This is a genomic window from Brevundimonas sp. (assembly GCF_035626975.1).
GTDB lineage: Bacteria > Pseudomonadota > Alphaproteobacteria > Caulobacterales > Caulobacteraceae > Brevundimonas.
This window is the reverse complement of sequence record NZ_DASPMQ010000004.1, coordinates 1-17,864: the sequence shown is the minus strand read 5'-3', so window position 1 is coordinate 17,864 and position 17,864 is coordinate 1. Positions and strand designations below refer to the sequence as shown.

The following is a 17,864-nucleotide window of genomic DNA, read 5'->3' as shown; positions in this document are numbered from 1 at the left end:
GATGGCCGCGGCGACCAGCAACCTCCCGGTTGAGGTCGAGCTTCTGTTCGACGTCATGCCCTGCCAGGCGATGCGGCGATCGTACGACGGCGCCGAGGACGCCCACGCCTGCTCGCATTTCGCCGAATGGGGCCTGCTGCACAGCTATGACTACGCCGACGACGGTCCGCCCGCCGTGCCGGGCGTGGTGCAGCCGGCCCGGTACGCCGGCAAGCGGCATGTGGTCCCCGAAATCCTGTCCGGCTGCCGCAAGGCGCCCATCCTGGCCGTCGGGATAAACCCCAACCTGCCGGGCTGGCGGGACGGCGACCGGAACGCCATCCACCCCTATTTCGACGACTACCTCCAGTACGCCCACTATTTCCGCTGGCGGGCGCTGGACAAGCTCGACATCCCGATAGGCGCGTACGACCGGCTGCTCGACGGGCGGGACGACGACACGCCGCAGTCCGGCCGACCGTTGACCCGGGTCGGCGGGCCGATCGACGTCACTCCGGCCCCGGTGATGATGTACCGCCAGTACCAGACGCTTCTGGATGGCCTGGCGGAGTCCATGGGGTGGGAGGACCATAACCTCGCGGTGGGCGAGGACATCGCCTACGCCAATATGGTCGCCTGCGGATCCGCGCGATGGACCACCAGCCTGCGCCCCGGCGAACAGGATATGCCGCTGATGGGCGAGGACCGGGCGCGGGCGATCGTCGACGAATGCTTCAACAAGCGCGCCCATTTCCCGCGCCAGCTGCTCCAGAGCCTTCCGGCGGTGGTGATTGTGTTCAGCAACACGACCGCCGACGCCTTCATCTCGCGGTTGGGGCGCCACTTCACCAAGGGCGAACCGGTCGTCGGCGAGGGCGTGAACAGCCTGCTGCGCCGGGAGATCCGGATGCGCCTCGGGCGAACCCGCGAGGGCGAGGAGATCGACGCGCGGGTGATTTTCTCGCCTCACGCCTCCGCCAATCCGGCGCAGTTCGGCGAGCAGCGCGAACGCATCATCGGGCACCTGCGCGACGAGGTCGAACGCGGCGCCCTGACCCTGAACCCGCGGACAGGGCATCTGGCGAGGCGCCGGGGCGAATGCCGGTTTTGCGACAACGCCCTCTACAAGATCGGCGATTGCGCCTACCGGGCCGAGCTGAATCCGCTCGTCGATCCGGCCGCGATGCAGCCGCTCGACGACACCGGCTCCGCCGACGCGCCGGACCGCGAGGAGCATCTGCGCCTCCTGTCGGACTTCATGAACGTCGACCGGCCGGTCAGCGACGAACCGGCGATCGTGCCGCTCGACGCCGCGGCGCCGTCGGCGCCCCGGCTGGCGTTGCGCGGCCGGGTGGTCACGATGAAGGATGGCGCGGTCATTCCGGACGGCTGCGTCTACACCCACGCCGGCGTGATCGTTGCGGTCCAGCCTTCGGACGCTCTGCCGCCCCCGGGCTTCGAGGCGGTCGCCAGGGTCGGGACGGGCGGGGTCATCTTTCCGGGCCTGGCCGACCTCCACAACCATCTGGCCTACAACATACTCAGCCTGTGGGCCCCGGACCGGGCGCTGGTGAATCGCAGCCAGTGGCTCCGGAACATCGACTACAGGAGCAAGGTCGGCCAGGTCATGGACGTGGTCGCGAAACAGGAGAGCCTGCGGCAGGCGCTCGTCCGCTATGTCGAGGCCAAGCTGCTGCTGGGCGGCGTCACCTCCGGACAGGGCATGGTGACCAAATACGGCGGGCGCGCCGACTTCCGCGGCATCGTGCGTAATTTCGAACAGTCCGATGACCTCGACCTCGCCAGCATCCGTCACAAGATCACGGATCTGAAGCCCACCGAGATCGCCGAAGTCCGGGAGGTGATCCAGTCCGGGGCCCGATACTTCTTTCACCTGGCGGAAGGCACCAACGACGCCGCCAACGCCCAGTTCAGGATGCTGGTCGAGAACGACCTCCTCGCGCCCAACCTGGTCGGAATCCACAGCCTCGGCCTCACGGCCGCCGACCTGGGCGCCCTTGGCGTCGCCGGCGCCTCGGTGGTCTGGTCGCCCTTCAGCAATTCGATCCTGTACGGCCGCACCCTGAACGTGGCCGATCTCAAGGCGTCGGGCGCCGCGTTCGCTCTCGGCAGCGACTGGACCCCGTCGGGGAGCCGCAACCCGCTCTGCGAGATGAAGGTCGCCTGGCTGACGGCCCGGTCGCAGGGTCATCCGCTGTCCGCGGAGGATCTGACCAGGGCTGTGACTTGCGACGCCCTGGTCATGGCCGGCTGGGGCGACCGGCTGGGGACGCTGGAAGCCGGCAAGTTCGCGGACATCGTCGTCGTCCGCGACCGCGAGGAGGCCGATCCCTATGGCAGCCTGCTGGCGGCGACCGAGGCCGATATCCGGCTCGTCGTCGTCGCCGGTCATCCGCGGTCGGGCGACGCGGACCTGATGCGGGGCTTCTACCCCGCCCGGGACCTCGAGAGCGTCGCGGTCGGGGGCGGCGAAAAGCTGATCAAGCTCAGCCATCCCGCGTCGCCGCTCAACGACCTGAGCCTCGCGACCGCCACCCAACGCCTGTCCGCCGCCCTTTCCGACCTCCATGCCGCGCGTGAAGCCGCGGCGTTCGAGCCGCTCGCGGACGGCGAAGGCATCGGGATCGAATTGCCGCTCGAGGAACTGGAGGCCGACATGGTCGGCGAATTCGAACCCCTCGCCGACCCGGTGCTGCCCGGATCCGTGCCGCTGGATCCCCTGACCCTGATCGACGACCCGGACTTCTGGGCCCGTCTCGACGCCATCGAACATCTTCCCGACGCTCTCAAGGGAGCGGCCGGTTTGCGGAGGTTCTATGCTCCATGACGTTGCATATGGTCACCATACTGCCGCTCGACGAGGACCAGGCGAAACTCGCCCGGAGCGGGTTCGCCAAGGGCGTGGTTCCGATCGAGGAGGGCGATTACCTGCTCGGTCTCGTCGAGTCGGAGGTCGAGACCGAGCTGATCAACGCGGGCCTTATTCTCACTCGAAATGATCCCGCATCCCGGGACGCCGGGGAGGAGGCCGCGGCGTACGAAGACACCATGACGCTCGACGACATGGCGGGGGGCGCGGACACGGCCGGGCCGGTCATCCTCACGCTGGAGCGGCCATTGACCAGCCAGGATCGTAAGGTTCTGGATGATGCGGGCCTGACGCTGGAAAGCCGCCTGTCGAATCTGGCCTATGTCCTGAAGGCGACCGGCGCCCAGTCCGCCGACCTCGAGCAGGCCCTCCCGGGTCGGGTCAGGCCCTACGGAATGCGCGAGACGCTCTGCGATTGCCTTTACGAACAGGTCCATGCGGGACTGGTCTCGGGTGACGCATTCGACGACGCGCTCCTGTCCACCACCGTACTGGACGATTTCAGCGGTCCGGCGGACGGGCCGTTCGACCCGGGCGTCCGGGCTGAGATGACGAGCCTCGGGTCCCGGTCCGCCGTCCCGCCCGGTCTCGACCGCGGTCCCGCGAGTTCGGGCTCGGGGATGGAGGCCGCGGCGGTCACGCAGCCTGAGCCGGAAGCCTACGACGTCCGCTGCCATGACGCCCGGGAACTGCCCGCCGTCGCCCGGTCGATCGGGGACATGGAGGGCGTGACCGACGTCCAGTTCTCCGCGGACCGCATCCGCTTCTGGATCCAGGCCGACGAGGCCACGATGAACAGCATCATCGCGAGGCTCGGCGCCTTGAACAAGACCAGCAGGATGGAGCGCTACGTGCCGCCCGAACCCTTGCTGGAGTTCGCGACCGCATCGACCTGGGACACGGAGCCGGTCGACCGCGGGATCGTCGGCCTCTCCGGCGCCGGCCAGCTGGTCGCGGTGGCCGACACCGGCTTCGACGTTCAGCATCCGGACTTCGAAGACAGGTTCGATCTGGAGCTGATCGCCACGCCCGAGAGCGCCCGCGATCCTGACGGGCACGGCACCCATGTCGCGTCGATCATCGCCGGAAGCGGAGCGGCGAGCGACGGCAGGCTGGCCGGAATGGCCCCCGGCGCGCGGCTCTGTCTGCAGAGCCTTGGCGGGCCGAAAGGGGCGCTGGAAGGCGTCGGCATCGGCATCAAACACCTGTTGCAGAAGGCGTATGACAAGGGCGCGCGAATCCACAATCTCTCGTGGGGTTCGCCGGTCGCCAGCAACTATGTCTTCAACTCGCTCGAACTGGACGAATTCGTTCGCGCGAACCCGGATCATCTCGTCATCGTTGCCGCCGGCAATTCGGGACGTCAGAGCAGCGACGAGCCGAACCGGATGCAACTGGAGTCGCTGTACGCTCCCGCCAGCGCCAAGAACTGTCTCACGGTCGGCGCCTGTTGTTCGCCCCGCGCCGACGGCCCGTACGCCGGACAGACGTGGGGCGCCTACGACGGTTCGAACCCTCCGACCCTCGATCCCTATTCGAGCCTGCCCCTGACGGGAGACCCGAATATCGTGGCCGCGCTGTCCAGCCGGGGCCCGACCGGGGAAAGCCGGATCAAGCCCGATCTGGTGGCGCCCGGCGTCGGCATCGCCGCCGCCCGGAGCGCCGACTCCCCCGACCCCCGACATCCCTATCCGGCGCAGCCCGACCTCTATGCCTTCCGGAGCGGCACCAGCATGGCCGCGCCGCTGGTGGCGGGGGCGGCGGCCCTGCTGCGTGAGTATCTGGCGAAGCAGGCCGTACCCGCGCCCAGCGCCGCCCTGATGCGGGCCGCGCTCGTCAACGGCGCGGTCTGGATGACCGGCGTTTCGGGCGAGGACGACCGGATCGGTTCGCCGAATTTCCATCAGGGCTTCGGCCGTCTCGTCCTGTCGCGCGTCTTCCCGCTCGACCAGGCGTCTCCGATGCAGCTGCGGGTCGTCGACATCGCCGACGACGATCCCAGGGCCCTCGTGGCCGCCTATCTGAAGACTGGGCCCTCGAACTGGACCGGACGGATTCTCGTGCAGGACGCCGCCGAACCCCTGTCCATCACCATGGCGTGGACCGACCCGCCCGGCCCCGGTCTCTCGCACGAACTGGATCTGGTGGTGATCAGTCCGAGCCGGAAGAGCTACATCGGCAATGCCGGCATCGTGCGGCCTGCCTGGCAAGGCACTGACCGGTCGAACAATGTCGAGAAGGTCCGGGTGGATGACCCGGAAACCGGAGAGTGGCGAGTTCAGGTCCACGCCCGGAACACCTTCAGGGGCCCGCAGGGATTCGGCCTGGCCGTCACAGGCGCCGTCTCCGACTGGATCGAGCCCTGACTCTGTCGGGGGGATCCCGTTCTGTCGACCGTCCGCCAGGCCCGGCCTTACCGACAATTAATGGGACATCGATTCCATAAGCACTTATGGAGTGAGCATGAACCAGGGCCTCGGCACCCAGCTCCGCCATTTGCTTGAACTGCTCGATGGTGCGGTCGCTGAGGCCTATGCGCGTGAGTCCCTGCGCTATCGCCCGCGCTATACGCCAGTCATGCGCGCGCTGATCGCATCCGAGCCCCGCGCCATCAGCCAGATCGCCGAGGTCGCGGGGATCTCGCAACCCGCGGCCACACAGACCGTGAGTCTCATGATCCGCGACGGGCTGGTGTCGTCTGAACCTGGCCCGGACGCCCGCCAGCGGATGATCCGGTTGACGGCGGCGGGACGGGACCTTCTGCCGGGCCTGCAGGCGTGCTGGCGCGCAACGGCCGCGGCGGCGGGCGACCTCGATGCGGAGCTGTGTTGCCCCCTGTCGCAGGTGCTGGCCGATGCGATCACTGCGCTGGAACGGAAATCGTTCGCAGATCGCCTCGCCGAGGCCCGCCCTCCCACGTGACTTCAGGCCGAGGTCCCACGTCAACGCCCAACTGAACAGCCCGAGAAGGATAGGCGGAATGAGAAGACATGCAGTTGCATTGGCGCTTGCGGCGACCCTGGCGGTCGGCGAGACGGCGCTCGCACAATCGGCGCCGGCGGATGGGGCCGAAAGCGCAGTGCAAGCCCGGCAGGGGCTCGATGCGACCGCGAGGCGAGGCGTCGTGGAGGCGGCCGTCAGGCTGCTGACCGAGGCCTACGTCTATCCGGACGCGGGACGTCAGGCCGCGACTGTGATTTCCAGGAATCTTGCGGCCGGCGAATATGACGCGATCACCGAGCCCGGCGCCTTCGCCCGGCGCCTGAGCGAGGATCTGAACGATGTCGCCCACGACAAGCATCTGCGGGTCTTCGCCGAAGGGCAGGGCCCTGAACGGGACGGGGACAATGGACCGCCGCCACGCAGTGAACTCGGCTTCGCCCGCGTGGACGTGCTCGATGGAAACGTCGGCTATGTGGAGCTTACCGGGTTCGTACCCGCAGGCCTGTTCAGGCCGGCCGCGGACAAGGCCATGCGGCTGTTGGCCGGGACCGACGCCCTCGTCATCGATCTGCGCGGAAACAGGGGAGGCGATCCGGCCGCGGTCGCCTATCTGGCAAGCTTCTTCTTCGACGCGAAGGAGCCGGTCCATCTCAACGATCTGCTGTGGCGCGAAGCCGGGACGGCTGAATACCGGCGTGAAGTGTTCCGGACGGAGGCGACGCCGCTCAGCTATCTCGACAAGCCCGTCGTCCTCCTGACGGGGCCGCGGACCTTTTCCGGAGGGGAGGAGTTCGCCTACGACATGCAGGCCCTGAAGCGTGCGACGCTGGTGGGCGAGAGTACGGGGGGCGGAGCCAATCCGGGCGACATGCAGCCTCTGCAGGCGGGTTTGGCCATCTTCCTGCCGACCGGTCGAGCGGAGAATCCGGTCACGCGCACGAGTTGGGAGGGGGCGGGCGTCCAGCCGGACCTTCCTTCGCCTCCGGCCGAGGCGTTCGCGTCGGCCTACCGGACCGCGCAACGGGCCGCGGGAAAGACCTCCCTGGCCGACACCCCGCTCTCCGGGCCCGATGATGTCCTCAGCGAACGCCTGCTCATGCTGCGCACGACGGCCCAACCCGGCAGCGAGGCGGCGATCAGGCGCAGTATTGCGGAATTCCAGGCCGGAACGCCCCGCTACGACCTGCTGAGCCCGTTTCTGGCCGAGAGGACGCGCGCCGATCTGCCTTACATCCACGCCGATATCGTCCAGTTCGGTGCGGTGGAAAGCGTCGACTTCATTGAGGTCGGGCCGATGGGTGACGACGTCTATGAGGTGAAGTTCGCCCGGGGCGTCTGGCTCTGGAGCATCCTGCTTGATGAAGACGGCACAATCGTCATGGCCGGCTTCCGTCCGAAGGGCCCCGCGTCCGGCGCCTGACCTCCCCGAGCCGCGTACGCCCAGCAAGCCCGGGACCGCGTCCGGCGAGGTTTTTCGGGAGCGTTGGTCAGATCGCCCCGCGCATGGGCGAGGTCAGGCGGCTTTGGGGCCGAACGGCCGCTGCGGGAAGCCGGGTCAGGCCGCCTCGGTCTCGACGGTCACCCGCGCGCCGGGGAGGTCTCCGGTCAGGGCCCGGTGCACCATTGACGCCAGGCCGGTCTGATTGATCGGCTTGGCCATGTGGGCGTTCATGCCGGCGGCCAGGCAGCGGGTCACATCCTCGGGCATGGCGTCGGCCGTCATGGCGACGATGGACAGGGCCTCCCCCGTGCCCGGCATGGCCCGGATGCGACGCGTGGCCTCCAGCCCGTCCATCTGCGGCATCCGCACATCCATCAGCACCAGATCGAAGGGCCGCCGCGCCACCGCGTCCAGGGCCTGCTGGCCATCGCAGACTTCCACGACGTCGCAGCCGAAGGCCTCCAGCATGATGCGGGCGACCTCGCGGTTGACCGAATGGTCATCGACGACCAGCACGCAGGGGGCGCGCCCGGAGTCCTCCCTGGCAGGGGCGGCGACGTCCTCCACCTGGCGGACATCCTCGACGGCGTCGGCGGCGCGTTCGAAGGGCAGATGCAGGATGAAGGTCGAGCCCTCGCCGAGCCGGCTTTCGACGTCGATACGCCCGCCCAGACGCCGGACGTGCCGCGCGGCCAACGCCAGGCCCAGACCGAGGCCCGCATGGTTGCGGCGGATCGAGGCGTCGCCCTGGGCGAAGGCTTCGAACAGGTCCGGCAAAACCGATGGCTCGATGCCACAGCCGGTGTCCGAAACGCGGATGCAGACGCCTTCGCCGGAGCGATCCAGCCGCACCGCGACCTCGCCTTGTTCGGTGAATTTGACCGCATTGGCGACCAGGGGATGCAGAGCCTGTCGCAGCGCCCGCCGGTCGGCGGTGAAACGGGCCTCGCGCGGCAGCCGGTCGTCGATGCCCAGCTTCAGGCCGCGCGCCTCCGCGGCGGCGAAGCTGGGCGTGACCGCCTCGCGCGCCACCGCGGCAAGGTCGAGGGGCTCGTTCGTCAGGGCGTCGTCGCCGCGCGCGAAGTCGAGGATGTCCTCGACCAGCATCAGCAGGCCGTCGCTGGAGTCGCGGATCTGGCGGACATGGTGCAGGGCCTCGGCGTCCAGACCTGTCCGGCCGGCCAGCAGGTCGGCGAAGCCCGCCACGCCGTTCAGGGGCGTGCGCATCTCGTGGCTCATCATGGCCAGGAAGCGCGAGCGCGCCGCGCCGGCGTCCTCGGCCAGTCTGCGGGCCTCCTGGGCGGCCAGGGTACGCGCTTTCAACCGCGTTTCCAGCCGGCGCCGTTCGGTCATCACCGTGCTGATCGGCAGCACCGTCAACACCATGGCCAGCATGAAGAAATTATAGATCCCGAGCCGCTGGATCGTGGCCGGGACAGCCTCCATGCCCGGCGTTGTGGACAGCCGGGTCAGTTGCACGGGTCCGTGTCCGGTCAGGGTCGCCACCCCGGATACCGTCGCCACCACGATCAAGGCTGCGGCCGTCCAGCTGGGCGACAGGCGCAGACCGATCAGCATCATTGGCAGGAGGGCCACGAACAGAAGCGGGGCCTGGTCCTGCCAGAATACGGCCGAGGTCACCGCGACGGTAAGAACGAACAGGCCGACAGCTTCCGGCCGTCGGGCCCGGGCCAGCCTCTGGAACCGATGATTGCGCGCGAACAGCAACAGGACCGGCGTCACAAGCATCAGGCCCAGCAACTCCACCATGAAGTAGGACTGCAGATAGAACAGCCACATGTTCAGCGGCGGATGGCGGATCACCCCCATCAGGCCGACGGCCATCAGGGTCACCAGGCCGACGGCGGGGGCGGCGGCCAGCAGCGCGAAATTGGCCAGGCGACGGGGTCGGCGCATGTCGAGGGCGGCCCCGCAGACCCTGCGGGCCAGCACGGCGGCGACGCCCGCCTGGACGAGGTTCATCAGGGCGTTGACCCACAGGAAGACGGCGTCGTCGCCCCGCAGGATGTTGCTGAACAGATTGATCGCGAAACAGGCCGTCAGCACGGCCACGGCGGGCCGGCGGTGCAACTGCAGCAGGGCCGCCACCAGGACGCCGTTCGACAGCCAGATCGCGACCGCGCCGAAGGTGGCCACGCTCCAGTGGCCGATCACTTGCGAAAGGGCGAACAGCAGCACATACGCCCAGGCTGGCGGGCCCGCGACACGGCCCCCTTCATGCCTGAATAAACGCCACCGACCCCGCACCCCGATTCCCCCGGCCAAACCCGATACGCAGAATATTAGGATGGATGGGTGAACAAATCGGGCGCCCCCGGACCTGTTTCCGCACCATCCTCTTCAGTAGCCTGTCGCTGACCGAAGCCATTTCTGATCAACCCCGATAGCCGGACGATCGCCGCGGGCGCCGCGTCCTGATCCGGCAGGTCGAGCGGTCCTCGGGAATCCCCGGAGATCCGCCTTGCGCCAAAGGGTCCGATGGCGGCCCGTTTCGCGCCAGAAGGGGTTGGCGCCGGCCCGTCAGCAGACAATGGGGAGCGCCAGGGATCGGGCGTCTCGCCAGCTCTGTCCCGAGCCGTCACCCGGGCTGCTTCGGAAGTCGCGCGACGATCGTCGCGAGGCCGCCCAGAAGGAGGCGCGACGTTTCGTTGGCGTCACAACCGGCGGCCAGGATCAGCCGCACGGCCCGGAGGTGAACCTCCACCGAGGGCCACTGCCAGCACGCCCCGGCGATCATCCGATCGCTGGTTTCGCACAGGCTGAAGGCGGCGGCGTAGAGAGGACCGGTGTCGAAGAATCCCGCCATATCGGCAAAGGCCGAGGCGAGCTCATAGACCTGGGCCTCGGCTCCCTCCTCGCGGGCCGCGCAGACGGCTTCGAGCCTGGCGAGAGTCGCAGCCAGCGATCGCATGCCGTCCTCACGATGGCTGTCCAGGCCGGCTTCCGCCTCCCGCACAGCCTCGGCCGTGGTGCGCCCTCCGGGCCTTGCCATCTTGTTCGCCAGGCTGCTTCTGGTGCCGGAATTTCGAACTGCAGTCACAGGGCCACCCGGCGCGGTTTAAACAGGCTGTCGATGTCCGACTGATCCATATTGGCCTCAAGGGCGACGCCGACATGGGTCGAGAGGTCGCCCTTGCGGCGGCCGGCGACGTTCAGGGGCGGCCCCATGTTCCGCACGCGGCGATCCGGACCGACATAGGTTTCGGACTGGATGAACTCGCGCTCGTCGGTCGACAGCCAGACAATTCGCTGGAGCAGGACGGTCGGGGTGAGCGGCTTCGTGACGATGAAACTGGCGCCGCAGTCGCGGCTCTTGCGCACTCCGGAAGCGGCGGCGTGCCCGGTCAGCATGATCACCGGGGTCTGCCGCGCGGGGGCAGGTGTTTCGCGGCGCAGCCAGCGGATGAAGTCGTAGCCGTCCATCTCGGGCATGGCGCAGTCGACGAGAACCAGATCCACCGGTCGCCGCCGGATCACCTCGGTGGCCTCGACCGCCGAGCTGCACCGGATCTGCTCCTTGACGCCAAATCCCTGGATGACCGAGCTCAGGATATCGAGAGCCTGAAGGTTGTCATCGATCAGAAGCACCGTGATGTGCTCGAGATTGACCCTGTCGGACTGGCGGGGGATGCGGGTCATCGGATCAGTCGAACAGAACGAGGTCGCCGGGCTGCGTGGCCACCTCCCGGTCAGGCGCGGCCGGCAGGGAAGCGGCGCGCAGGCGACCCGCCAGCGCCGACAACGGAATGACAGCCAGGGCGTTCTCGACCGCCACCCCGCCGGCAAGCGCTCCCGCCAGCGCGCGAAGGGAGTCCAGCGTCTGGTGAAGATCGTCGACCGCCTGCGCCTTGACCAGCACGTCCGAGCGGCGGTCGGCCGGGGTCTGCCGGGCATGATCCGCGACGAGCGACGACAGGCCGTCCACCGTCTCCATCATCGCGGCGAGTTCGGCCGACAGGCCGGAAAACAGGGCGCGGGTCTGCGAGGGGGTCATCAGAACAGCTCCACGGCGCCGGCGTCGGGGGCGATGACCGGGCGGACCGCCGGCGGCGGCGGGCTGTGGTCGGTGACGGGACGCTGGAGCGCCCGACCACTGACGGGCCAGTACTGCACGCGGCGTCCGCCGGTTCCCCTGAGGCTGCCGCCCGCCACGACGATCCCTTCGTCACGCAGGAAGCGCTCGGCGAAATCCGCGTTGGCGCCGCCGACGTCCTGAAGCGAGTCGAACATGCGCCCGCCGCCGAAAAGCTTGGCCTCGAGGCGGTCCCGGCGCGCGCCGCTCTTGAGGCAGTCGTTGATCAGAACTTCCATGGCGTAGGCGCCGTAGCGGCGGCCGGCGTCGGGACCGGAGCCCGACCCTTCCGGCAGCAGGAAGTGGTTCATCCCGCCGACCCCGGCGACGGGATCGCGCAGGCACATGGCGACACAGCTGCCCAGGATCGTGGTCAGCATGACGCCCGGATCGGTCGTTACGTAATGCTCGCCCTGCCCGACGTGGACACGAAGGGGGGCGGTCGCCTCTCGCAGGGCCGCCGTCATGTCAGGGGGCCGAAGACCGTTTCGACCTTCTCCTTCAGCTGGGCGACGGTGAACGGCTTGACCAGATAGTTGTTGACCCCGAACTGGACCGCGCGTGCGACCAGCTCCCGGTCGGCCCGGCCGGTCAGCATGATGAAGGCGGCGCCCGCGGTCGGCGGGTGGGCCCGGACCGCGCGCAGCAAGCCAAGGCCGTCCAGGTTCGGCATGTTGAAGTCGGAAATGATCAGGTGCGCCGGCTGGGTGATCATCTGGCGCAGGCCCGCCTCGCCGTCGCCGGCTTCGCGGAATTCGCGGAATCCGAGCTGCTGCATGCTGGTGCGGATGAGGGCGCGCATCGAGGCCTGATCGTCGACGATGAGGGTATGGATGGCGGCGGCGGCGGGCATGCGAACAAATCCTCAGACAGAAACAGTGGCGGCGTCGCGCGGCTGGTCGGCGCAGACATCCAGAATGGCGGCGGACAGGCGGCTCAGGGGCAGTTGGCGCTCGACGGCGCCGATCTCGAATGCGGCCCTGGGCATGCCGTAGACGACGCAGCTGGACTCATCCTGGCCCAGGGTGCGGCCGCCGCCCTGGCGTATTTCCAGCAGACCCTGCGCGCCATCGCGCCCCATGCCGGTGAGAATGACGCCCGCCATTGGCCGGCGCAGGCGCGTCACGGACCGGAACAGGACATCGACGGACGGACGGTGTCCGCTGACCGTGTCGGCCTTCACCAGCCGGCAGCGGGGCGTGGTCCCCGAAACTTCCAGGTGCGCCTCTCCGCCCGGCGCGATGTAGATGCGTCCCGGCTCCAGCAAGGCCCCGTCCGTGGCCTCCGTGACCGTCGCCGCCGACGCCTTGTCCAGCCGCGCCGCGAAGCTGCCGGTGAAGGTGGCCGGCATGTGCTGGGTCACGACCGTCGCGGGGCAGTCGGCCGGGAAGGAAGACAGGATCGTCAGCAAGGCCTCGACGCCGCCGGTGGAGGCGCCGATCGCCAGCACCAGATTCTTGTTCACGCGATAGTTCGCGTCCGGCCGCGGCGCCGGCGCGGTTCCGCCGGCCCTGACGCGTGAGCGGGCCGCCACCTTGACCTTGGCGGCCAGGTCCGCGAAGGCCTCCATGACGGTGATCCCGGCCGAGGGCTTGCCAACCGCGTCAATGGCGCCGAGTTCGAGCGCCGCCAGGGTGATGTCGGCCCCCGCCTGTGTCAGGGTCGAGACCATGACCACCGGCATCGGCCGGAGCCGCATGATCTTCTCGAGGAACTCAAGCCCGTTCATGTTCGGCATCTCGATGTCGAGCGTGATGACGTCGGGGTTGAGCCGCTTGATCGCCTCGCGGGCCTCCAGCGGATCGGCGGCCGAGCCGACCACCTCGATCTCCGGATCGCGGCGCAGGGCGGCCGTAATCAGGCCGCGCATGGTCGGGGAGTCGTCGACGACGAGTACGGTGACGGTCATGGCGCCAGCCTGTAGGCGGTCAGGCCGCTGGTCTGCAGCCGGGCGGCGGCCGGGCCGCTGACGCGCTCGGAATGGCCGATGTAGAGCGTGGCGCCCGGGGCCATCAGCGGGGTGAACCGGCTCCAGACCCGCTCCTGGGTGGCGTCGTCGAAATAGATGACGACGTTGCGGCAGAAGATGACATCGAACTTGCCGCGCATCGGCCAGTCGCCGATCAGGTTCAACTCCTTGAAGGACACCAGTCGCCGCAGCGTCGCATTGGCGCTCAACTGACCGCGTCCCTGGGTCGGAGCCTTGTCGAAATAGCGGTGACGCAAGATCGCGGGCGCCGCCTCCAGCGCCTCCTCGGAATAGACCCCCGCCGCACCCTCGGCGATCATGTTCGGATCGATGTCGGTGGCGAGAATGCGCACGTCCAGATCGGCCGCCTCCGGCAGCACGGACAGGACGGTCATGGCCATCGAATAGGGCTCCTGCCCGTTCGAGCAGGCGGCCGACCAGAGTCGCACCCGTCCGCCGGCCCGGGCGCGTTCGGCCAGCGCCGGCATGACTTCGTCGCGCAGATGATCGAAGTGGTGCGGCTCGCGATAGAAGCGGGTCACATTGGTGGTCAGGGCGGCCGTCATGGCCTGCCGCTCGTCGACGCCGTCGACGCCCTGGATCAAGGCGCAATAGTCCCTGAAGCTGCGGAGTCCGAGCAGGCGCAGCCGCTTGGCCAGCCGGGAGTAGACCAGCGCGGCCTTGCCCTCGTTGAGGGCGATGCCGGCATGGCTGTGCAGGATCTGGGCGATGTGGCGGAAATCCTCGGCGGTGAAGACGAACTCGCCTTCAACCAGCGCGGCCCGCCCGGCGACGGTGGTCATGCGGCCTCGGCTTCATTCTCGGGCACGATCCGGTCCAGTTCGATCAGGCTGATCATCCGTCCGTCGATGGCGAAAATGCCCTTGACGAAGGTCTTCACGTGATCGCTGGCGACGTCGGGCGTCGGCTGCACCTGTTCGTCGGTCAGCTGGATGATGTCGGACACCGCGTCGACCAGCAGGCCGACGGTGCGGCCGCCGATCCGGGCCACCATGATGACGTGGCGGGCGGTCGGCTCGGACGTGTTCAGTCCGAACCGGACGCCAAGGTCGATGATCGGCAGGACCGCCCCTCGAAGGTTGATGACCCCCTTCATATAGCCGGGCGCTCTCGGCAGCGGCGTCGCCGGGGTCCAGCCGCGGATTTCGCGCACCGCCATGATGTCGACGCAGAATTCCTGCTCGCCGATCCTGAAGGCGATCAGCTCCCGGGAGGTGGAGACGGCGGCGGCGGAAAAAGCATCTGACATGATCAGCTCGCGAGTTTGAGATCAGGGCGCCCCGACCGGCGGCGGGCGTTGGCTACGATGGCGTCGACGTCGAGGATGAGGGCGACCCGACCGTCGCCCAGGATGGTCGCGGCGGCGACGCCCTCGACCTGCTGGTAGTTGGTCTCGAGGCTTTTGATGACGACCTGGCGCTGGCCCTGAATCGCGTCGACAAACAGGGCCGCCCGCGCCCCGGCTTCGGTCTCGATGACGACCGCGACGCCGGACGACGGGTTCGTCGGCGCGGCGCGGAAGCCCATGACGTGCCCCACGTCGATGAGCGGAACGAACTCTTCGCGGAAGCGGATCACCGCGTCGTGCCCGCCCACGTGGTGGATGTCGGCGGCCCTGGGGGTCAGGCTTTCGACGATCGCGGTCAGCGGGGCGACCAGGGTCTGGCCGGCGGCGGTGACGACCATGCCGTCCAGCACGGCCAGGGTGAGCGGCAGGCTGAGGGTGAAGGTCGATCCCTTGCCAGGCGTCGAGGCGATCGTGATGCGGCCGCCCAGGGCCTGGATGGAGCGGCGCACCACGTCCATGCCCACGCCGCGACCCGAGATGTCGGAAACCGCATCGGCGGTCGAGAAGCCTGGCAGGAAGATCAGGTTGTCGATCTCTTCGTCGGTCAGGATGGCGTCGTCGGCGATCAGGCCCCGCGAAACGGCGATGCCCCGCACCCGGTCGCGGTTGATGCCGCGGCCGTCATCGCTGATCTCGATGACGATACGTCCGGACCGGTGCAGCGCCACCATCCGGACCGTGCCCTCGGCCGGCTTGCCGGCGGCGATCCGGTCGTCGGGACCTTCCAGGCCATGATCGATGGCGTTGCGCAGCATGTGGGTGATGGGTTCGGCCAGCCGCTCGACGACGGTCTTGTCGACCTCGGTGGCCTCGCCCTCGGTGACCAGCCGCACGCGCTTGCCGGTCATCTCGGCGACTTCACGAACCAGACGCGGCATCCGCTGGAACACGGACTTCACGGGCTGCGCACGGATGGCCATGACGCTGTCCTGGATTTCCCGCGTCAGCAGCTCCAGGTCCTCGAGGCCGACCGAGACGCCGGACGACCGGGCGAGGCCGCTTTCGACCACGCGCTGGGCCAGCATGGCCTGCTGGATGACCAGTTCGCCGACCACGTTGATCAGACGGTCGACCCGATCCAGATCGACCCGGATGGTGACCGCCGGGGCCGCCTGGTTGGCCGGCTGGGCCGCCGGGCTGACGGGAGTCGGGGCGGGAGAGGCGAGGGCGGCGGCCGGCGGCGGGATCACGACCGCTTCGGGCGGCGCGGCGGGCGTGTCGGCCATCGCCTTGGCCAACAGGGCCGCGATGTCGAAATCGTCGGCGGGCTCCGGCGCGGCGGCGCGGTCGGACGCCGGGACTGGCGTCACGCTCAGGTCGCAATCGGACTCGACGAAATCGAACACCTCGCGAATGGCGGCTTCGCCGGCCGCGGTCTCGATGTCGACCGTCCAGGTCAGGTAGCTCTCCTCGGCGGCCAGATCGGCGAGGCCGGGGAGCGCTGAATGGTCCAGTGCGACGGTGACGGACCCCAGCCGTGCGAGTTCACGCAGCAGCAGCCCGGTCTCGTTGGCGTTGGCGTACATCCGGGCGTGCGGGCGGAACACCACCCGCCAGACCGTGCCGGCGGCCTCGGACGGGGCGGCCGGCGCGTCCAGCGCGGACAGGTCGAAGGCCACGGGGCGGAAGCCGAATTCGTCTTCCTCGGCGATCGCGTCTGGCAGGACGGCCACGACGGGGCTCGCCTCTCCATGAGTGAGCACCTCAAGCTCGGCCACCAGCGCGGCGGACCGCGTTTCGTCGACGGCGGGGGCCTGGCCGCGCGCCGCCGCGATGTGGTCGGCCAGCAGGTCGGCCGCGCGCAACAGGGTCTTCACCGTGGCATCGTCGCACGGCTTCCGGCCCGAGCGGATTTCATCCAGCAGGGTCTCGAAGACATGGGCGAAACGGACCAGGTCATCCAGTCCGAACGCACCGGCCCCGCCCTTGACCGAGTGGACGGCGCGGAACACGGCGTTGACAGTCTCGTCGTCGGCCGCGCCGGTTTCGATCGCCAGCAGCCCGGCTTCGAGATCGCTCAGCAGCTCGTCACACTCCTGGAAGAAGGTGACCTTGATCGCCTCGAACGGATCGTCGGTCATGGTCAGGCCGCCACGCGCCGGACGGCGTCGACCAGCTTGACCGGGTCGAATGGCTTGACGATCCAGCCGGTCGCGCCGGCGTCGCGGGCCCGCTGCTTCTTGGCCGCGTCGCTTTCGGTGGTCAGCACCAGCACCGGCGTCGACCGGTGGTTGGGATCGGCGCGCATGCCCTCGATGAAGCCGAAGCCGTCGAGGCGGGGCATGTTGATGTCTGTGATGACGACGTCGGCGCCTTCGGCCGACAGGGTTTCCAGCCCGTCGATCCCGTCCACGGCCTGGATCACCCGATAGCCCGCCTCGACCAGGGCCAGCTGGAGCATGTCCCGCATTGTGCGTGAATCATCGATGGTCAGTACGGTCTTGGTCACGCGGGATCTCCCGGCTGTCCGGCCGCCATCGCGGGCGCTCCGAACGCGTTCCATTGGTCGGTGAAGGCTTTGGACGCCGGGTTGACGACCAGGCCATGGCCGTCCGCCGCCCAGGTCTGCCGCGCCGACAGGAGAACCTGGAGGCACAGCCCGCCCAGACGCTCGACGGCCGAACCGTCGAGCACAAGCGGCCGGCCGCGGGCGCCCAGCAACTGGACCCTGAGGGCCTCGGCCGACTGGATGTCCAGCACGGCGGGCAAGGCGATGAGCGTCGGCATCAGAACTCCTCCCAGCCGTCTTCGGCGGCCACGGGATCGAGCCTGCGGGCGGCGCCGCCGCGTCCGACCGTCTTCATGGCGGTGACGGTGCGGCTGGACGGACGCGGGGCCGGGCGCAGCGGCCGGACCTCCGCCACGCCGGTCTGGAAGCGCGCCACCGATCCGGCCAGCGTCTCGGCCTCCTGCGACAGCGAATGGCTGGCGGCGGTCGATTGCTCGACCATGGCCGCGTTCTGCTGGGTGACCTGGTCCATCTGGTTGACGGCGGTGTTGACCTGCTGAAGGCCGGTGGCCTGCTCCTGGGCCGAGGCGGCGATCTCCGACACCAGGCCGTCGATCTCGGCGACCCGGCTGACGATGCGCTGCAGCGCCTCGCCGGTCTGGCCCACCAGGCTGACGCCGGTGTTCACCTGGCTGGTCGAGGCCGAGATCAGCACCTTGATCTCCTTGGCC

17 protein-coding genes are annotated in these 17,864 nt (G+C 68.9%); 4 read left to right on the top strand and 13 right to left on the bottom strand.

Annotated features, from left to right (window positions below; genetic code table 11):
- Position 1 precedes the first annotated feature (1 nt).
- The 4 genes from VEB62_RS00525 (at position 2) to VEB62_RS00510 (ending at position 7,232) form a co-directional block, all read left to right on the top strand.
- Complete coding sequence (locus VEB62_RS00525; RefSeq protein WP_324794419.1) at positions 2-2,827, top strand: amidohydrolase family protein; 2,826 nt, start codon at positions 2-4, stop codon at positions 2,825-2,827.
- Positions 2,824-5,235 carry a S8 family serine peptidase gene (locus tag VEB62_RS00520; RefSeq protein ID WP_324794417.1) on the top strand — a complete coding sequence of 804 codons (2,412 nt, stop codon included), beginning with the start codon at positions 2,824-2,826 and terminating at the stop codon, positions 5,233-5,235. Before VEB62_RS00525 ends, VEB62_RS00520 begins: the two co-directional genes overlap by 4 nt.
- Positions 5,236-5,332: 97 nt before the next feature.
- A complete protein-coding gene (locus VEB62_RS00515) occupies positions 5,333-5,791 on the top strand; it encodes a MarR family winged helix-turn-helix transcriptional regulator (protein ID WP_324794416.1) in 459 nt (152 codons plus the stop codon).
- A gap of 79 nt (positions 5,792-5,870) precedes the next feature.
- The gene (locus VEB62_RS00510) at positions 5,871-7,232 is read left to right on the top strand and encodes a S41 family peptidase (RefSeq protein WP_324794415.1); all 1,362 of its coding nucleotides are present in this window, start codon (positions 5,871-5,873) and stop codon (positions 7,230-7,232) included.
- A gap of 135 nt (positions 7,233-7,367) precedes the next feature.
- On the opposite strand, the gene VEB62_RS00505 is transcribed toward VEB62_RS00510, so the two are convergent.
- From VEB62_RS00505 to VEB62_RS00445, 13 genes are all read right to left on the bottom strand, one after another.
- On the bottom strand, positions 7,368-9,452 hold the full coding sequence (locus VEB62_RS00505; protein WP_324794413.1) for a hybrid sensor histidine kinase/response regulator: 2,085 nt from the start codon (positions 9,450-9,452) through the stop codon (positions 7,368-7,370).
- A 400-nt stretch (positions 9,453-9,852) separates the two neighbouring features.
- Positions 9,853-10,266 carry a chemotaxis protein CheE gene (locus VEB62_RS00500; protein WP_324794412.1) on the bottom strand — a complete coding sequence of 138 codons (414 nt, stop codon included), beginning with the start codon at positions 10,264-10,266 and terminating at the stop codon, positions 9,853-9,855.
- A gap of 44 nt (positions 10,267-10,310) precedes the next feature.
- On the bottom strand, positions 10,311-10,913 hold the full coding sequence (locus VEB62_RS00495; RefSeq protein ID WP_324794410.1) for a response regulator: 603 nt from the start codon (positions 10,911-10,913) through the stop codon (positions 10,311-10,313).
- 4 nt (positions 10,914-10,917) lie between these two features.
- Entirely contained in the window at positions 10,918-11,268 is a 351-nt protein-coding gene (locus tag VEB62_RS00490; RefSeq protein ID WP_324794408.1) for a DUF8776 family protein, read from the bottom strand.
- Complete coding sequence (locus tag VEB62_RS00485; RefSeq protein WP_324794407.1) at positions 11,268-11,813, bottom strand: chemotaxis protein CheD; 546 nt, start codon at positions 11,811-11,813, stop codon at positions 11,268-11,270. Before VEB62_RS00485 ends, VEB62_RS00490 begins: the two co-directional genes overlap by 1 nt.
- A complete protein-coding gene (locus VEB62_RS00480) occupies positions 11,810-12,199 on the bottom strand; it encodes a response regulator (RefSeq protein WP_324794406.1) in 390 nt (129 codons plus the stop codon). The genes VEB62_RS00485 and VEB62_RS00480 overlap by 4 nt, the downstream gene beginning before the upstream one ends.
- 12 nt (positions 12,200-12,211) lie before the next feature.
- Complete coding sequence (gene cheB / locus VEB62_RS00475) at positions 12,212-13,255, bottom strand: protein-glutamate methylesterase/protein-glutamine glutaminase (RefSeq protein ID WP_324794405.1); 1,044 nt, start codon at positions 13,253-13,255, stop codon at positions 12,212-12,214.
- Complete coding sequence (locus tag VEB62_RS00470) at positions 13,252-14,118, bottom strand: CheR family methyltransferase (protein WP_324794403.1); 867 nt, start codon at positions 14,116-14,118, stop codon at positions 13,252-13,254. Before VEB62_RS00470 ends, cheB begins: the two co-directional genes overlap by 4 nt.
- Positions 14,115-14,585 (bottom strand): chemotaxis protein CheW, encoded by a 471-nt coding sequence (locus tag VEB62_RS00465; RefSeq protein ID WP_324794401.1) that lies wholly within the window; start codon positions 14,583-14,585, stop codon positions 14,115-14,117. The genes VEB62_RS00470 and VEB62_RS00465 overlap by 4 nt, the downstream gene beginning before the upstream one ends.
- 2 nt (positions 14,586-14,587) lie before the next feature.
- Positions 14,588-16,765, bottom strand: a complete 2,178-nt coding sequence (locus VEB62_RS00460; RefSeq protein WP_324794400.1) for a chemotaxis protein CheA — start codon at positions 16,763-16,765, stop codon at positions 14,588-14,590.
- A 2-nt stretch (positions 16,766-16,767) separates the two neighbouring features.
- On the bottom strand, positions 16,768-17,133 hold the full coding sequence (locus VEB62_RS00455) for a response regulator (RefSeq protein ID WP_324794399.1): 366 nt from the start codon (positions 17,131-17,133) through the stop codon (positions 16,768-16,770).
- Entirely contained in the window at positions 17,130-17,411 is a 282-nt protein-coding gene (locus VEB62_RS00450; protein ID WP_324794397.1) for an STAS domain-containing protein, read from the bottom strand. The genes VEB62_RS00455 and VEB62_RS00450 overlap by 4 nt, the downstream gene beginning before the upstream one ends.
- Positions 17,411-17,864 (bottom strand): methyl-accepting chemotaxis protein (locus VEB62_RS00445; RefSeq protein ID WP_324794395.1); only part of this gene is annotated, 454 nt, incomplete at its 5' end. The genes VEB62_RS00450 and VEB62_RS00445, both read right to left, overlap by 1 nt.

Excerpts from the sequence above, each read along its gene's own strand:
- VEB62_RS00525 (WP_324794419.1), top strand. The coding sequence starts at position 2 with ATGGCCGCGGCGACCAGCAACCTCCCGGTTGAGGTCGAGCTTCTGTTC.
- VEB62_RS00520 (WP_324794417.1), top strand. The coding sequence starts at position 2,824 with ATGACGTTGCATATGGTCACCATACTGCCGCTCGACGAGGACCAGGCG.
- VEB62_RS00515 (WP_324794416.1), top strand. The coding sequence starts at position 5,333 with ATGAACCAGGGCCTCGGCACCCAGCTCCGCCATTTGCTTGAACTGCTC.
- VEB62_RS00500 (WP_324794412.1), bottom strand. The coding sequence starts at position 10,266 with ATGGCAAGGCCCGGAGGGCGCACCACGGCCGAGGCTGTGCGGGAGGCG.
- VEB62_RS00495 (WP_324794410.1), bottom strand. The coding sequence starts at position 10,913 with ATGACCCGCATCCCCCGCCAGTCCGACAGGGTCAATCTCGAGCACATC.
- VEB62_RS00490 (WP_324794408.1), bottom strand. The coding sequence starts at position 11,268 with ATGACCCCCTCGCAGACCCGCGCCCTGTTTTCCGGCCTGTCGGCCGAA.
- VEB62_RS00485 (WP_324794407.1), bottom strand. The coding sequence starts at position 11,813 with ATGACGGCGGCCCTGCGAGAGGCGACCGCCCCCCTTCGTGTCCACGTC.
- VEB62_RS00480 (WP_324794406.1), bottom strand. The coding sequence starts at position 12,199 with ATGCCCGCCGCCGCCGCCATCCATACCCTCATCGTCGACGATCAGGCC.
- cheB (WP_324794405.1), bottom strand. The coding sequence starts at position 13,255 with ATGACCGTCACCGTACTCGTCGTCGACGACTCCCCGACCATGCGCGGC.
- VEB62_RS00470 (WP_324794403.1), bottom strand. The coding sequence starts at position 14,118 with ATGACCACCGTCGCCGGGCGGGCCGCGCTGGTTGAAGGCGAGTTCGTC.
- VEB62_RS00465 (WP_324794401.1), bottom strand. The coding sequence starts at position 14,585 with ATGTCAGATGCTTTTTCCGCCGCCGCCGTCTCCACCTCCCGGGAGCTG.
- VEB62_RS00460 (WP_324794400.1), bottom strand. The coding sequence starts at position 16,765 with ATGACCGACGATCCGTTCGAGGCGATCAAGGTCACCTTCTTCCAGGAG.
- VEB62_RS00450 (WP_324794397.1), bottom strand. The coding sequence starts at position 17,411 with ATGCCGACGCTCATCGCCTTGCCCGCCGTGCTGGACATCCAGTCGGCC.